Annotated in this window: 14 protein-coding genes and 1 pseudogene; 13 read left to right on the forward strand and 2 right to left on the reverse strand. The window is 33.7% G+C overall.

Annotated features, from left to right (window positions below):
- Positions 1-93 precede the first annotated feature (93 nt).
- The 4 genes and pseudogenes from NSQ40_RS11600 to NSQ40_RS11615 form a co-directional block, all read left to right on the forward strand.
- Positions 94-258: pseudogene (locus tag NSQ40_RS11600) on the forward strand (MurR/RpiR family transcriptional regulator); the annotation flags it as partial.
- A gap of 372 nt (positions 259-630) precedes the next feature.
- Positions 631-1,761 carry a DUF3994 domain-containing protein gene (locus NSQ40_RS11605; RefSeq protein ID WP_097787174.1) on the forward strand — a complete coding sequence of 377 codons (1,131 nt, stop codon included), beginning with the start codon at positions 631-633 and terminating at the stop codon, positions 1,759-1,761.
- Between the two features lie 612 nt (positions 1,762-2,373).
- Positions 2,374-2,910, forward strand: a complete 537-nt coding sequence (locus NSQ40_RS11610; RefSeq protein WP_003197434.1) for an NADPH-dependent FMN reductase — start codon at positions 2,374-2,376, stop codon at positions 2,908-2,910.
- Between the two features lie 152 nt (positions 2,911-3,062).
- On the forward strand, positions 3,063-3,857 hold the full coding sequence (locus NSQ40_RS11615) for a VOC family protein (protein WP_006094748.1): 795 nt from the start codon (positions 3,063-3,065) through the stop codon (positions 3,855-3,857).
- A gap of 65 nt (positions 3,858-3,922) precedes the next feature.
- On the opposite strand, the gene NSQ40_RS11620 is transcribed toward NSQ40_RS11615, so the two are convergent.
- The gene (locus NSQ40_RS11620) at positions 3,923-4,345 is read right to left on the reverse strand and encodes a DUF1801 domain-containing protein (protein ID WP_003197438.1); all 423 of its coding nucleotides are present in this window, start codon (positions 4,343-4,345) and stop codon (positions 3,923-3,925) included.
- A gap of 158 nt (positions 4,346-4,503) precedes the next feature.
- A complete protein-coding gene (locus NSQ40_RS11625; protein ID WP_003197440.1) occupies positions 4,504-4,716 on the reverse strand; it encodes a hypothetical protein in 213 nt (70 codons plus the stop codon).
- A 551-nt stretch (positions 4,717-5,267) separates the two neighbouring features.
- Between NSQ40_RS11625 and NSQ40_RS11630 the strand changes: the two genes are divergently transcribed.
- The 9 genes from NSQ40_RS11630 to hcp all read left to right on the forward strand — a co-directional run bounded on the left by NSQ40_RS11630 (position 5,268) and on the right by hcp (position 16,465).
- Complete coding sequence (locus tag NSQ40_RS11630; protein ID WP_006094751.1) at positions 5,268-5,825, forward strand: YdcF family protein; 558 nt, start codon at positions 5,268-5,270, stop codon at positions 5,823-5,825.
- Between the two features lie 103 nt (positions 5,826-5,928).
- Positions 5,929-6,882, forward strand: a complete 954-nt coding sequence (locus NSQ40_RS11635; RefSeq protein ID WP_003207125.1) for an ABC transporter ATP-binding protein — start codon at positions 5,929-5,931, stop codon at positions 6,880-6,882.
- A gap of 3 nt (positions 6,883-6,885) precedes the next feature.
- Complete coding sequence (locus tag NSQ40_RS11640; protein ID WP_003197444.1) at positions 6,886-8,397, forward strand: ABC transporter permease/substrate-binding protein; 1,512 nt, start codon at positions 6,886-6,888, stop codon at positions 8,395-8,397.
- Between the two features lie 218 nt (positions 8,398-8,615).
- The gene (gene arcD, locus NSQ40_RS11645; RefSeq protein WP_003207126.1) at positions 8,616-10,043 is read left to right on the forward strand and encodes an arginine-ornithine antiporter; all 1,428 of its coding nucleotides are present in this window, start codon (positions 8,616-8,618) and stop codon (positions 10,041-10,043) included.
- Positions 10,044-10,137: 94 nt separating this feature from the next.
- Positions 10,138-10,398: a hypothetical protein gene (locus NSQ40_RS11650; RefSeq protein WP_003197448.1), complete on the forward strand. Its 261-nt coding sequence runs from the start codon at positions 10,138-10,140 to the stop codon at positions 10,396-10,398.
- Between the two features lie 109 nt (positions 10,399-10,507).
- Entirely contained in the window at positions 10,508-12,319 is a 1,812-nt protein-coding gene (locus NSQ40_RS11655; protein ID WP_033796127.1) for an AAA family ATPase, read from the forward strand.
- On the forward strand, positions 12,309-14,159 hold the full coding sequence (locus NSQ40_RS11660) for a hypothetical protein (RefSeq protein WP_258248468.1): 1,851 nt from the start codon (positions 12,309-12,311) through the stop codon (positions 14,157-14,159). The genes NSQ40_RS11655 and NSQ40_RS11660 overlap by 11 nt, the downstream gene beginning before the upstream one ends.
- A gap of 317 nt (positions 14,160-14,476) precedes the next feature.
- Positions 14,477-15,073 carry a hypothetical protein gene (locus NSQ40_RS11665; protein WP_003197454.1) on the forward strand — a complete coding sequence of 199 codons (597 nt, stop codon included), beginning with the start codon at positions 14,477-14,479 and terminating at the stop codon, positions 15,071-15,073.
- A 105-nt stretch (positions 15,074-15,178) separates the two neighbouring features.
- Positions 15,179-16,465 carry a hydroxylamine reductase gene (hcp, locus tag NSQ40_RS11670; protein ID WP_033796129.1) on the forward strand — a complete coding sequence of 429 codons (1,287 nt, stop codon included), beginning with the start codon at positions 15,179-15,181 and terminating at the stop codon, positions 16,463-16,465.
- Positions 16,466-16,471 lie beyond the last annotated feature (6 nt).

Here is a 16,471-nt window from a genome sequence, read left to right on the forward strand (position 1 = left end):
AAAGCATATAAAATACATAACAATACCAATAAAGATTTTTCTTCTTTCGATAATTAGGTACGATAGAGCTACTATGGAAGGGGAAGATACATCATGTCTGGTACAAAAAGTGGAATAGGAAAGATTCGGGCTTCATTAAATGGTTTATCACCGAAGCTTCGAAGTATTGCTGAACATATTATTAAACATCCGCAAGATGCTGTACATAAATCAATTACGGAATTAGCTGAAGTTACTAGTAGTTCAGAAGCGACTATAGTTGTTGTTGCTTTGGAATAAAGTTTGATAAAAATGAAGTCACAAACCTTTATTTAACAGCAACAACAAAAACTCCATTTTGAAAAAAAGATTGATCAAAATGGAGTTACTCTTTTTAACTAAGTATGAGATTTTTATAAAAAAGTTTAATCAAAGCTCACTTAGAATCTTTTACTTGAAGGAATAAAGCATCGCATCTTTTTTATGAACATCGTTAATTTAGAATGAATTTTGACCATATCTGTAATTACTTGTAAAACGTTATACATAGAAAGGAATTTTAGGATAAATATAGAAGTGGTATGTTTTTTAGTTTTAAAGGGGCTAAAGCGCATCTATTTTATGTTTTGAGAGGGAGAATTGGAAAATCATATGAAGAATTTTAAAAAAAGTACAGGTAAAATTTTACTAGCATCTGGATTAGTAGTTTCTATGTCAGCTTGTAGTGTAACTAGTTTATTTGGAGACAAAGAAAAAACAAATGCTGAATCTAGTAAACAAGAAAGTAAGGAAACTAAGACAGAAGGAACAAGTTCAGCTAAGTCAGAAAGTAAATCATCTGAAACAAAGGAAAAATCAACTAACTCGAAAGAAGAAAGTAAAGATGTTCAAATGGTTCGAGTTTTAGCAGAAGATTATCCACAATTTATGATAGACATTGAGAAAGATTTAGTAAGACGTTTAGATTACTATGATTCTTCTGTAAAAGATTATGATAAAGGAAGTAAGTCAAAAGCAGAAGTTATAGATGCTCTTAAAGACTTAAATAAAGTATTTGATAAACTGGAACATATAGATGCTCCTTCTAAGTACAAGAACGACCATAAAGAAGTACTAAAAGCTGTTACAAGTTTAAGGGAAACTTTTGGGCATATAGAAAAGGTAATTAATGATAAAGATTCTAATAGTGATTCTATTAGAACAAGTGTTGATAAGGCAAACAATTCTCTAAGGGAAGCCAAATCACATTGGAAACCTGTATTTGATAAATTAAAGACAGAAGTTAATGGTGGTTCGACTTCAAGTAGTTCTGCTAGTAGTTCTGATTCAACAAGTTTAGCTAGTGTTAGTCAGACTAAGACATCTGATAGCCAAGCTAAAACTGGTATATTTGAAGGTACTACAATTGGTACACAAGAAGAAAGAGATATGCAGTATAAAAACGTGCAGAATAACCTCAAAGACGGTACTGAAATCATCGGTAATTGGGGTATTGATTTTGGTAACGGAGTAAAAACTACGCTAGTACTAAAAGGTGACAAAACATTTGTTACTTATGCGAATGGTTCTTATCCAAGTGAAGATAACATTTTATCAGGAACATATAAAGTAGATGTTAATGCAAAACAGGTAATGTTAGTAGTCGATAAAGCAAAGAAAGACGGGCAAGAAGTGAAGGTACAAACTAGCTTTGTATCTTATAAAATAGAAAACTACGATGGTAAAACGTTACAAATTTATCACATGGACGATAACATTCATATTCGTTATGTAAAACAATAAATAATTAGCAAAAAACTCTGTAAAATGATTTTTACAGAGTTTTTTTTGTTAGTTCTAATTTATTATAAACGATCAGACTTTTTTTATAAATTATCAAACTTTATTTCAAACCCACAACAATACGATGAGCAAATTGTTGGTTTGGAATAAAGTTCAATTAAAATCGTGCTACAAATGTTGATTTTACAATAGAAGAAACCCACCCATTTTGAAAAAAAGATTAATCAAAATGGATGGGTATAATTTTGTGAAGGAGTTATTTTTTTAAAAAAAGTTTGATTAAAACTCACTTAGAATTCTTTAATCGAAAAGGAATACAACGGTGCAACTTTTTTGTAAACGGTATAACTTTCTTTAAAACGGTACATCTTTTTTATAAACAGTACGACTTTATTTCAAAGCTACAGTTGTTTCAGCACTTCGAAATCAGTTCGGCGGACACGCTGTTGTAAAGAATGATTAATTGATATATCAGGAACTCATACGAAAGTATGAGTTCTTTTTGTATTTCTCATACTATTTTCTCAAAGCTTTTCCCTCTTTTTACTGTTTTTTGTGTAGAATTTTCTGATAGTATAGTGGTAGAACTTAAAACAAAGGGGAGAAATAAACATGAAATTAGTTGTAATTAACGGAACACCACGTAAATTTGGTAGAACACGTGTCATTGCAAAATATATTGCAGAACAATTTGAAGGAGAGTTATATGATTTAGCAACAGAACAATTGCCTTTATATAACGGTGAAGAATCACAACGTGAACTAGAAGCGGTAACTAAATTAAAAACAATAGTGAAAGAAGCTGATGGTGTTGTCCTTTGCACACCTGAATATCATAATGCGATGAGTGGTGCGCTCAAAAATGCATTAGATTTCTTAAGTAGCAGTGAATTTGTCCATAAACCAGTTGCTTTATTGGCGGTTGCAGGCGGCGGAAAAGGCGGTATAAACGCGCTTAATAGCATGCGTATTGTCGCGCGAGGCGTATATGCAAATGCGATTCCAAAACAAGTTGTACTAGACGGTTTATACGTACAAGATGGTGAACTTAGTGAAGATGCAAAACCATTAATTCATGATCTTTTCAAAGAGTTAAAAGCATATATGGGTGTGTATAAAGAAGTGAAGAAGCAATTAGGGGTTGAGTGATAATTTTTTAGAGGGCAATGTTCTATTATTCATTGCCTCTAGCACCTTTGTGAAAACGATTTCAATTAATAAGGTCCACAGAATAGTGATATAAATAGAAGAATTTTTAATAAAATTGATTTTATGTATGGAAATTAAGGTGGTGAATAAGGATGATTACACATTTTTCAGAGCTGAGATTACAGACAGTATCTATTCAAGGCGTAGAACAAGTATATGGAGAACGCCTCGGGATCCCAATTTTATTAAAAACGGATAAACAGATAAGTTTTCGATTAGCGCCACATGTAACTTTATCTTTTGAAGAAGCATATGAGCCAATTTCACCTGCTCATTTTGCTTTTCAAGTACCATTTTCAAAATTTTATGAAGCAGCAAAACGGATTCAGGAATCTGGTTTGCTTATTGTAAAATGGGAAGACGGTCATGACATTGATGAAGAGGATAATCGATTAAATTTATATTTTCGCGATGGGGATGGAAATCTTCTAGAGATTATTGCACATAAATATATTGATGAAGGTGTTTTAGTTCCACATACACCTTTAAACATTCTTTATATGAGAGAAATAGGTTGCCCAGTTGAAAATGTACCTATATTTAGAGAATGGCTAAAATCTAATTTATGCATGAAAACATTTGAAGATGGTGGAATTTTCAACTTTATGATTGGTGGCACAGCCCATATTGTTGCAAGTTGGAAGGGGAGAACTTGGATTCCAATTGCAATGAAAGCTTTGCCTCCAAAGATACATGTTTCATTTGGAACACCAAGTCTACACTTCATACAAAAGGTTCAGAATCATCTAAGACAAAATGATGTACCTTGTCAGTTTAGTAAGAATGAACTATCGTTTGTTCAAGAAGGATATTCTTTTTCTATACAACATACTCCGCATTTTAAAGCTGATATTCCTAATAAGTTAAATTTGCCACTTTCTATTTAAGTGGTATTTTTTTGACTTGTATTCAAAACACCTGTTGCTTCATTCGTTTAATTGCTATACACATATTAACGATCTGGATACGTTTCTTGTAAAAAAACGACAGATTGTTTAATTAATGCTTTTAGAACATTAAGATCAATATCTGCTACTTTATTAATGTATATACACGCTTTTCCAGATGTATGTTTTCCAAAGTCTTTTAATAATTCTTCTCGCTTAGGGTCACCCGTCGCAAAATATAAACTAATCTTGGCTTTACGAGGGGAAAAGCCTACTAATGGTGCATCTCCTTCATGACCAGATGCATATTTATAGTGGTATGTACCAAATCCAATTATGCTTGGTCCCCACATCTTTGCTGGATAACCTGTTGTTTCAGTAAAGATATCTAATAACTGATATGCGTCTTCTCGTTTTTTTAGGCTGTCAACATTTTCAATAAACTCGATTACACTATTGTTGGTTTCTGTTGTTTTGAGTTTATACATAATAGAATCGCCCCCTTTTTAGATATAGGTTTTATCGCATATTTCATTATAATACATAGTTTGAATCAAAGTTACAGAATCTCATGTATTCTTAAAAGAAATAAAAACTTTTGAATAAAAATTTACTTTCTCTTTTCATCCTTAAAAATAACACAAAATTATTTCATTTCATCTAACTTACCTTTTTTTCTAAGTAAATCGGCTTTTGTTATATCTCTAGAAATAATAAATAGAAATAAGTTAACCAAGACTAAAATGACATCTATACAAATGACCCAAGAATCACTTTTTATAAAAGAATTAGTCATAACCAATATTAATAAGCTAATTCCTGAAATTAAACGTACTTTGTTTTGTCCTATTTTCAACATAAAATCATCTCCTTTTCACTATATTACAATATTCTTATTGTATTTAATATATATTAAATTATAAGCATGTAATGAATGCACTAAATGTAACCTTTTATCCCGAATAAACGGGAAGGAATATCCTCACCTCAAGATGCAGAGAGAAACAAGGATGTTAGGTGGGAGATCAACTGCCCGTAAAAGTCCGATTGGTGAGGGCTAATAATCAGTGTGGGAAAGAAAACCCCACTGATTAAAGTTTCACTTTATCTTGATATCCCAAAAATAAAAAATACTCTTGAAATAAGGAGAAACTTCCAATAAATCCATTGTATGACGAGAGAGAAAATACAAAATCTATAAAGGAACCATAAAAAAAGAGGATGTGAAACAAAATGGGAAAAACGAAAGCGTTAGGATCAGCGAAACATAAAGGAAATCAAACTCAGTGTCATACATCTTCTAAAAAAGGGCGTAATGCTCAAAACGCAGGACAACGTAGTCACTAAAAAACACTTCTGTCTCCCTTTCTTTTTCTATATAATATAAAGAAAGGGAGTGTAAGCTTATATATGAACAAATGGATATTACTTGTTATTTTATTATTTCCACCATTATGCATAATGTATATGACATATCGAATGAAAAAAGTTGCTTGTGAAAAGTTAAGTGATAACGCTCCATATGTATTAATTTTAGGTGCAAAATTATTTGGGGATAAACCTTCTTTATCTCTTCAAAATCGACTGGATGTAGCCTTAATGTATTTAAATTCTCATCCGGAAACAAAAGTAATTGTATCTGGAGGACAAGGTGAAGATGAGGACATTCCTGAAGCACATAGCATGCGAAATTATTTAATAAAACATGGAATTGAAGAGAATCGTATTTTCATTGAGGATCGTTCGACAAGTACTTATGAAAATCTAAAGTTTAGCATGGATTTATATCATGTAATGCACGCGGTAGTTGTGAGTAATACATATCATCTATATCGAACAAAAATTATTGCTAAGCGTTTAGGAATGCAGATGGAGTCACTCGCGGCACCAACGCCAAGGCGTTCAGAGAAGAAAGCATATATACGTGAATATGCAGCAATTATTAAAACAGTATTATTCGATCATTAGAGCTCAAGTAAGGGCTCTTTTTTCGTGAATAAAAAGCGTATCATTTGAAAAGAAGGAAAGATTCTATCAGAATGAAAGAAACAATAATAAGGGAGTTGTATTTGTGATTCGATTTAATCATGTGTCAAAAGCATATGAAGATGGTACAAAAGCAGTAGATTCATTACATTTAGAAATTAAAAAAGGAGAGTTTTTTGTCCTTATCGGTCCGAGTGGTTGCGGAAAAACAACAACGATGAAAATGATTAATCGTTTAATTGAAACGACAGAAGGTTCCATCTCTATCGATGGAAAAGACATCCAAGATTACAATATTCATGAACTGCGTTGGGATATCGGGTACGTTCTGCAACAAATTGCATTGTTTCCTCATATGACAATTGCTGAAAATATTGCGATTGTACCTGAAATGAGAAAATGGAGTAAAGAAAAAGTTCGAGAGCGTGTGGATGAGTTACTTGATATGGTTGGATTAGATCCAGATGTATATCGAAATCGTATGCCTGATGAATTATCTGGTGGACAGAAGCAACGGGTGGGAGTGGTAAGAGCACTGGCTGCTAACCCGAAAATCGTTCTCATGGATGAACCATTTAGCGCGCTAGATCCATTAAGCCGAGAACAGTTGCAAAAGGATATTGTAGAATTACAGAAAAAAATTCAAAAAACAATCGTGTTCGTGACACATGATATGCAAGAAGCGTTAACACTTGGTGATCGTATTTGCGTGATGAGAAAAGGAAAAATCGTTCAATTAGATACACCGGAAGGAATCATACATAACCCAGTAAATGATTTTGTAGAAGAATTTATTGGAAATCGTGTTCGCCCTTGGTATGAAGGGAAGAGCATTGAAGATGTGTTGCCACTTGCGAGTGATAGAAAAGTAGACAATGATGTTTTACCTCTATCTCTGCATGCTTCACTACAAGAGGCGTTGATTCGTTTGGAAGCAGAAGAGGCAATCCCGATTGAAAGAGAGGGGCAATACGTGGGGACATTAACGAGCCGTCATATTGTGGCATATTTGGCTGGACAAATGAAGGAGAGGGGGTAAACCGTGTCTGCATTATTACAAACGTTTCAAGAACGAAAATTAGAATTACTTAGTGCGCTGATTGAGCACTTACAAATTTCACTTATTTCTTTATTCTTTGCGGTGATGATTGCAGTTCCACTCGGTATTTTGTTAACGAGAAGAGAGCGAATTGCTGAGTTTATTATAGGCACATCTGCTGTTATGCAAACAATTCCCTCATTGGCTTTACTAGGGCTTTTAATTCCGCTTGTTGGTATTGGAAAGGTGCCAGCAATTATCGCGCTAGTTGTGTATGCGTTATTGCCAATTTTACGAAATACATATACGGGAATCCGTAAGTTAGATGCATCGCTTATTGAAGCAGCAAGAGCGATGGGAATGAATAGCTTTAGAAGATTATGGAGAGTAGAACTTCCTCTTGCATTGCCAATTATAATGGCTGGAATTCGTACGGCAATGGTATTGATTGTCGGAACAGCTACGTTAGCTGCTTTAATAGGAGCTGGAGGGCTTGGAAAACTTATTTTACTCGGTATAGATCGAAATGACCATGCTCTTATCGTATTAGGGGCTGTCCCAGCCGCATTGTTAGCTTTATTCTTTGACGGAGTACTTCGGATGTTTGAAAGCACTGGACGCTCTCCTAAGCGAATTATATCGGCAATATGTATCATTGTAGTTGTTATAGCTGCACCATTTCTATGGAATACGCAAAAGAAAGATATTGTGATTGCTGGAAAGCTGGGAGCTGAACCAGAAATTTTAATTCAAATGTATAAGCAGCTGATCGAGCAAGATACTGATTTAGATGTAGAATTGAAACCAGGACTTGGGAAAACAGCATTTGTTTTTGAAGCTTTAAAATCAGGGGAAATTGATATGTATCCTGAATTTTCAGGGACTGCTTTATCTACTTTTGTAAAAGAAGACCCAAAAAGTACAAATCGTAAAGAAGTATATGAACAAGCACGCCTAGGGATGGAAAAGAAATATCATATGGTGATGCTAAAGCCGATGGAATATAACAATACATATGCACTTGCAATGCCAAGAAAAGTTGCAGAGCAGTATAATGTGAAAACAATCTCAGATTTACGAAATGTTGCAGCAAATGTTAAGGCTGGATTTACGTTAGAGTTTGCAGATCGGGAAGACGGCTATAAAGGGATGCAAAAATTGTATAATTTCCAGATTGCAAACGTAACAACAATGGAGCCGAAGTTACGATATGGTGCAATTGAGTCGGGGGAGGTTACTGTTATTGATGCTTATTCTACTGACAGCGAACTTGAACAATATGGCCTCCAAGTACTAGAAGATGATAAAGGGTTATTCCCACCTTACCAAGGAGCTCCTTTATTAAGAAAAGAAACGCTTGATAAATATCCTGAACTTGAACAGACATTAAATAAACTTGCTGGGAAAATATCAGATGAAGATATGAGAAAAATGAATTATGAAGTAAATGTAAATGGTAAAAGTGCAGAAAGAGTAGCGAAACAATTTTTAGAAAAAGAGGGATTGATTCATTAATATTTGCAAAAAATATACAATTTAATGACTGGAAATCGACCGTTCATAATAAAATGAACGGTTTTTTTGTGCATACTTATACAATTTTTCAAAAAAGTATTCCCTTTTTGCTCATTTTCTTTTAGAATAAGTAATGTTTTCCTGAAAAAATATAATAGAAACATCTATTAGAGAAAAAGGTGACTTTAATAGTTGAACGGATGAACATAACACCTAGAATGACAGATGGGGTGGTACCGATAGAAAAGAAATTAGGATTTTTTCCATTAATCGCATTAGTAGTAGGAACAATGGTTGGCGGTGGTGTTTTTAGTTTACCGCATGATTTAGCAGTAGGCGCAAATAGTGGCGCAACGATAATTGGATGGTGTATTACAGCAATGGGAATGATTCCACTTGCACTTGTATACCAAACGTTAGCAAGACAAAAACCAGAGCTTGAAGGCGGAATTTATAGTTACGCACGCACAGGATTTGGTGAATATGTTGGTTTTAACAGTGCATGGGGATATTGGCTTGCAGGGATTTTAGGAAACGTAGCTACGATTATGTTATTGTTTAGTACACTTGGATATTTTTTCCCTATTTTTAAAGGAGGAAACAACGTTGCCTCCATCGTTGGTGCATCTCTTTTATTATGGACGCTGCACTTCCTTATTTTAATTGGAATTCGTGAAGCGTCTATTATGAACTTTGTTGCAACAATTGGAAAACTAGTTCCGATTTTATTATTTATTGCAGTTATGGTTACAGCGTTTCGCTGGGATACATTTACACATGATTTTTGGGGTGAGGGAACCGTTTCTATTTCTTCTGTCCTTGGTCAAGTGAAAAATACGATGCTTGTTACACTTTGGGTATTTATCGGTGTGGAAGGAGCAGTCGTATTATCTGGAAGAGCAAAAAACAGCCGTGATGTTGGAAAAGCAACGGTTGTTGGATTAATTTTAGTTATGTCCATCTATATTTTAATCTCAGTCCTTTCTATGGGGGCAATGACAAGACAAGAGCTTTCTCTGTTAGAAACGCCGTCAATGGGCCATGTATTAGAGCATGTTGTTGGACCATGGGGAGCATTTGCCATTAATATCGGATTGGTTGCTTCACTTGTTGGGACATTAATTGGATGGTTCTTACTCGTTTCAGAAATTTCTCACGTAGCAGGGAAAGATGGCGTATTTCCGAAAGCCTTTACGAAGACAAATAAAAAGCAGACACCACATATTGCATTATGGATTTCAAATGGTGTCGCACAAACATTGTTTATTATCGTTTTGTTTTCGGAATCAACGTATCAAATGATGTATTTTATCGCGTCTACATCTATTTTACTTCCGTACTTATTATCAGCACTTTATCAGTTGAAATTAGTTGTAACGAAGGAACTGAAACGTGCGAGGCTAAAAAATGGAATGCTTGCTTTAATTGCTTCATTGTATTCCGTATGGTTGATTTATGCAGCAGGCTTAAAAAACTTATTACTTGTCTCAATCGTATATGGTATTGGACTTGTTGTTTATATGTTTGCTCGAAAAGAAAAAGGAAATCGCTGTTTTTCTGGCATGGAGAGATATGTCATGGTTGTAATCGTGGTTGCAGCAGTAATATCGCTTTATATGCTTGTAACAGGTAATATAAAAATGTAAAAAAGTCCTCCTGGAGGACTTTTTTCTTTGCATACAAGGAATTTTATTTTATTTACAGAATATCTAATATATAAGATGTTTAGGAGGGATGAGAATGGAAGAAAAAGAACAACTCTTAAGAATTATGGAATTGGCAAGTGATTTACGAAAAGTATTAGTACAAGAATCATTTTTTAATCATCATCCCGAACTACGTGGAGCGATTGAGAATTTAGCTGGTTCTGTGGAGACTTTAGCAAGCCTGCAACATAATAAAGATGAAAATGCCGAGGATAAACTACGATACGTACTTGCTAAAATGAAAATTGCTCACAATGCGATTATGCAAGAGAAAAAAGCTTTCCCTTCTCACTAATATAAGTTTTACTTTTGTAACCTGACGGTGTACGTCAGGTTTTTTTGTTTCTAGTTTTCTTTTACAGTTCATATAATAAGAACAGTATGAAAAAAAGAAGGTGAGTATATTGAAGCTACATAAAGCTCTCCATCCAAGTTTTATAAAGCGGATGTATCACATGAGATTTCTTGGAAAGTTCGTTGAAGGTGAGGAGGAAAAAAAGAATACTTTTTCTGTACAATGTCTTTCACAAATTCCTTCTATTTTGAAATCGCAATTTGAAGGTGAAGTATATTTGTTTGAAGGACTATATACTAACAAAAAAAATGAGAGAATATTTGCGGATTTAAAGAAAAAAAAGTTAGAAAAACAATTGGTATTGTTTCGCCTTTATTATGAAAGAGGGAACTTGTATGTTGAATTAATATGTACAGAACAACGGGAAATCGCGGATGCATATAAGATTATCCCTTCGCCAAGATTAGTAGGATATAAAAAGAGAGAATCTTTAGAGCGAAAGCTAGGTAATGGGTACTTATCTTTTCTTATTCCTAAATTCCCACACGATTTCGAAGTACCACAGTTGTTATGGTATGAAGGTAGATTATATGGGAATTTATCATTAAAATCATCCATTAGTTCAATTGCATATTGCGAACAAAAAAAGGAATGCAAATATATCGAAATTGATAATTGGACTAAGTATATAGAAGTGAAAGCGGATGATCATTTGTATTTTGTAAGAGAAAATATGTATGATCAACTTCTAAAGCAAATCGAAGAAGAGGGAAAACGGGTGGAAGTAGTAGACATAAAAGGGCAAAAAGAAGACCAAGAATGGAATGAGCGTGAATCTACATTTATACAGTATGTACAGAACTTAATCAATAATAAAGGTTTGTATTTAGATGCAACGGATATTTTTAACTTTCATATTAGTGTAAAAACAAATATGTTAACGATTCTTGCTGGTATCCCAGGAATCGGGAAATCTCGTTTTGTGCAAGTATATGCAGAAGCATTAGGGTTAACGTATGGAGAAGAATTGTTATGGATTCCAATTTCTCCATCTTATCAAGAACCACACGATATAATAGGTTATCTTCATCCAAATGGAACATATATCGAAAGTGAAACGAAGTTAATTCGGACATTATTAAAAGCATATGAAAATCCGAATCAGCTTTATATGATTGTATTTGATGAAATGAATATGTCACATATTGAACATTGGTTTACACCATTTTTATCTATTCTTCAATTAGAAAAGAAAAATCGTATTCTTTCTTTATATGAGGAAGGAAATGAAATAGAAAATATAATTCCACCTAAAATTGAAATTGGTGAAAATATTATTTTTATCGGGACTGTGAATTTTGATGAAACAACGAAAGAATTATCTGATCGCTTATTGGATCGAACAAATCTTATTACACTTCAAAAGATTCCATTTTGTGAAATCAATATGCAGCAAAATAGAGGGATACAAATCCCGCCCCTACAAGTAACAACAGGAGAGTTTCGTATGAATTGGTTACGAAATAAAGAGATAATTGATGTGCTTTTTGAAGAAGAATTAGAACTATTAGATAAATTACATGGCGTATTATCATCACATGACGCATCGAAAGGCGTTTCTTTTCGATGCGCTGCTGCGATTGCGACTTATTTGCAAAATATCCCTCCAAAAGATAATCAATCTTATATGATTAGCCGAGAAGAGGGTTTTGATTTACAAGTAAAACAGCGTATTTTAACAAAATTACGTGGTACGGAAATGACAATTGGTCCACTTCTTCGTGAGGATGAAAAGAAAGGGCTATCGCTAGTATCATTATTACAATCTCCACTTGCGAATTGTGTCTCCGCATTCGAACATTCTCTAGCTTATATTAGACAAAAACGGCGTGAATTGGAGTTGTATGGGTATGCGAAATGAGGAGCAGCACGAGACGGAAATTGTAGATACAAAAGATAAGCTCCCGTTCGTATTAAAATTAATTATTGGAACAGAAGGAAAAGGAGATTTTATATTTTTGAATCGTCTTTGTAAACACACTACAACAATGGCACATTGTGTTTATAAAGTGCAAGAATTAAAAGCATTACGTTTGACTTTACATTGTGAAAAGCCAATCCGTGTTACTTTTATATGGAATAAAGTGTATGAAGGGCAAAAAGATAAGAAAGAATGGCAATATGAATTGTATGAAAAAAGAGAAAAAGTATTATTATATGAACATGGAAAAACTGATTTTTTTTATCCTTGGCGTTGTGGTTTGTATCATTTCGAGGTGAAAGTGGAAGAAGAGATATACTATGGAGCGTTTCAAATTGTTCCTAAAAATTTTTTTGATGATCAATTTGAAACGATTCAAAATTATGTAAAATCAATTTTGAATGAAATTATGCTAGATCGTGGTTATTATAAAAAGACATTCTCAAGGCTAATTGACATTGAAGATTCTTCCTATTTAATGCTACTTCGAATGCTGCCACAAAAAATGAAAAAAATAAAGCAGCTTTATAAAAAAGTTGAAGAGAACACAAGATATATCGATAGATATGAGTGGGAAATACGGGAACGAAAAGCGACGATGAAAAGTGTGATAATGAACGAGAAAAAGCCTCACGCTAAGTATTATAATCGCAGATTTATAGAACAAACAGATAGTTTGGAGAATGCTTTTCTAAAATTTACAACGAAACAATTTTATCAATATTTACTTGAAGCGCAGGCTTTCTTACAAAAGACAATCGAAATATTAGAAAGAGCAACACATACAAAAAAAGAGGAACAACAAGCAGTAAAAACAATTATGCAAACCATTGAAAGAAACGGGTCTGTAACAGATAGGGAGAAGCAAAAATATCGAAATATTCATTTGTTAAAAGAGGCAGACTTGCGGAAAGCATCTATGAAAATACAAGAGTATAAAATTTTAAATCATATTGTCCACCAAGCTATACTGTACTTTCAAAATTTGTTAAATTCTCCATTCTGGAGAGGGATTTCTGAAAAGACAAATATAACTATGCATGCTTTACCTGTTACTCATCGGCAACTATTATATCATTTAGAGTTTCTACCACGTTATAATCAACAATCTCCAGCTTTATTATTTGTGTATAAACCAACGTTTTTAGTGTATGAGTATTATGCATTTTTTATCATTATTTCTATATTGCAACAGTTAGAATTTAAAGATGAAATTTCATTACGCGAACAAATTCAAACTTATTTTTACTTAGATGGTTTACAGGATGGTACGACAATTGTTTTAAATCGTGAAAATATTCAAATCCATGTAGTGTTTAATGACCTTATTGAAACGCACCCACTCATTGCACTTAGTAAAGGAAGTCATTTCTATAATGGAGAAGATACGAAAAAGCCAGACATTCGTTTAGATTGTTATGTGAAGCAAGGGGAACGTTATGAGTACCAGTCGTCTATTATTGTTGAGGTGAAATATAGTCCTATGTTTAATATTTTTCAGCCTGTTGGAAATACAAAAGCAACAGAGCAAATGTACAAATATTGGTCCATTAAATATGTAGAAGAACAAGATGGAAAACGTATTTTTCACCGAAGGGCGATTCATGAAGTGATTTGTGTATACCCAGGTAGTCATATGCACGGGAAGAAAATAGAAGCAGGTTGCGGAGTCTTTTTGCAATTATATCCATATAAAACAAAGCAGGGAGAAGAAAAGTTAGCTGGAAAGCATGGTCTTGTACAGATTTTCGAGAAATGGTTAAAAAATATTGTAACATGAAAAGAAACCTTTCTTTACGGAAAAGGTTTCTTTTTGTGTAAGTAAATTGAATTGTTGAAGGGAGTATAATTGTGAATTTATGGTATTGTAGAATTAAATACCCATAGAGGTGATAAAACAATAAAGGTAATTTCTAATTATATACAATGGAAGTGTCACTTTATATAAATATAAAAAAATGAATAGGAACTGGTTAATTTTTATAGAATGTATAATGTAGTAAATACCTTTTAGTTGCATGCGGAGATTTGTTCTTATATGATAGGTATTGAAAGCGTTATCAAAATATAGGGCGGCGATAGGAAAGGCGGGGAAATATGTTCCAGCGTGTTCAAACAAAGGAAGAACATTTTTGGTTCGAGCAACTGTGGGGAGATTTTTGTGAAGAGAGAGATTTAATGTTTGTAGAGCGTAATTTAAATCCATCACGATTTTTATTAATAGAAGAAGGACATTCTATTGGTACAGTAGAGTGTATTCGATATACGACACCTGAACAATCTAATTCTGAGTTTTTCTATCCGTTTTCTGAAAATGCGTTAATGAAAGGTTTAAAGAATGTTTATGAAATAGGAAAGTTAAGTATTGCGAAAACATCGCGCGGGAGAGGACATTTCAAAAGGTTAACAGCTATTTTATTTATTCATGCTTTAGAAATGAAAGCTGAGTGGTATATTGCTGTTGTTACAAAAAGAATGTATATGTATTTACTTACAATTGGTTTTCCAATTGAACCAATTGATGATCCGTTTTATTTTCATGATACATTGCAAGGGGTACCTGTTCGAATTCATGCTCGGAAAGGATTAACACATTTGTATTCCTTAAAAGAATTTCGGGATATTATTCAAGGAAATGCTCATGCGCAGGCATTAATCAAAGAGAACAGTAAAAATATTATGTTAACAAGATGAAGTGTCACAAATTTTTATAAATTATTGTGATTGATATCACATCCCTTTTTCTCAATGTATATTAAGCTTAGTTTGTAATGAATGATTGGGAAAGGGTGGGATGATATGTTTTGCTATCAATGTGAACAAACGCCAACAGGCGGATGTAAAGTAATGGGTGTTTGCGGTAAGAATGAAACAATTGCAAGTTTACAAGATACGATTGTGTTTGGGTTAAAAGGAATTGCTGCTTATCGTACCCATGCTGCGCAGCTAGGGTATACAGATCCATTTGTAGATGCTACAACTCAAGAAGCGTTATATATGACATTAACAAATTCTAACTTTAATGAACAAGAACATATTGATATGGCTATGAAAGTTGGGAAATCAGCTTTACGGGTGATGGAGTTGTTAGATGAGGCACATACGAATCATTTCGGTGTTCCAGAGCCTGTTCAAATTACACAAAATCATGTAGAAGGTAAGGCAATTGTTGTTACTGGTCATAATTTATTTGCATTAGAGGAATTATTAAAGCAAACAGAAGGCAAAGAAATTAATATTTATACGCATTCTGAAATGCTACCAGCACACGGATATCCACAACTGAAAAAATATAAACATTTAAAAGGAAACATTGGTAAGGCATGGTATGATCAACGACGTCTTTTTGAAAAATTTACCGGTGCGATATTGGCTACAACGAACTGTGTTATGCCAATTAAAGGATCATACTCTGATCGCTTCTTTTCATATGATATTGCCGGCCTGGAGGGTGTACGGAAAATTGAAAATGATGATTTTGCACCATTGATTAAAAAAACGCTAGAACTTCCCGAAGTACATATGGAGTCGGATGAACAGTTAGTAACAGGGTTTCATCATAATACAGTATTATCATTAGCTCCAGAAATCATTGAGGCAGTAAAGGGAGGGAAAATTAAGCGCTTCTTTGTCATCGCAGGTTGTGATGCCCCAGGAAAAGGCGGAGAATACTATCGTGAATTAGCAACGTCACTTCCGCAAGAAACGGTTATTTTAACAACTTCTTGTGGGAAATTCCGCTTTAATGATGTGAATTATGGTGTTGTACCCGGTACGGAGATTCCACGTTACATTGACTTAGGGCAATGTAATAATTCAATTTCTACAATAAAAATAGCGGCAGCTTTAGCAGATGCTTTTCAATGTGAAGTGAACGAATTGCCAGTTAGTATTGTCCTATCTTGGTTTGAACAAAAAGCGGTTGCCATTTTACTTGGGCTATTTAGTCTTGGGATTCAAGATATTCGTATCGGTCCAAAGGCCCCTGAATTTATTTCACCTGGTGTGCTTGATGTATTACAAGAAACATTTGGTTTAAAACTTATTACAACTGCAGCAGAAGATATGAATATGATGTTATCGTAACAAAAA

Origin of the sequence: Bacillus sp. FSL K6-6038 (genome assembly GCF_038050455.1) — a bacterium.
GTDB lineage: Bacteria > Bacillota > Bacilli > Bacillales > Bacillaceae_G > Bacillus_A > Bacillus_A pseudomycoides.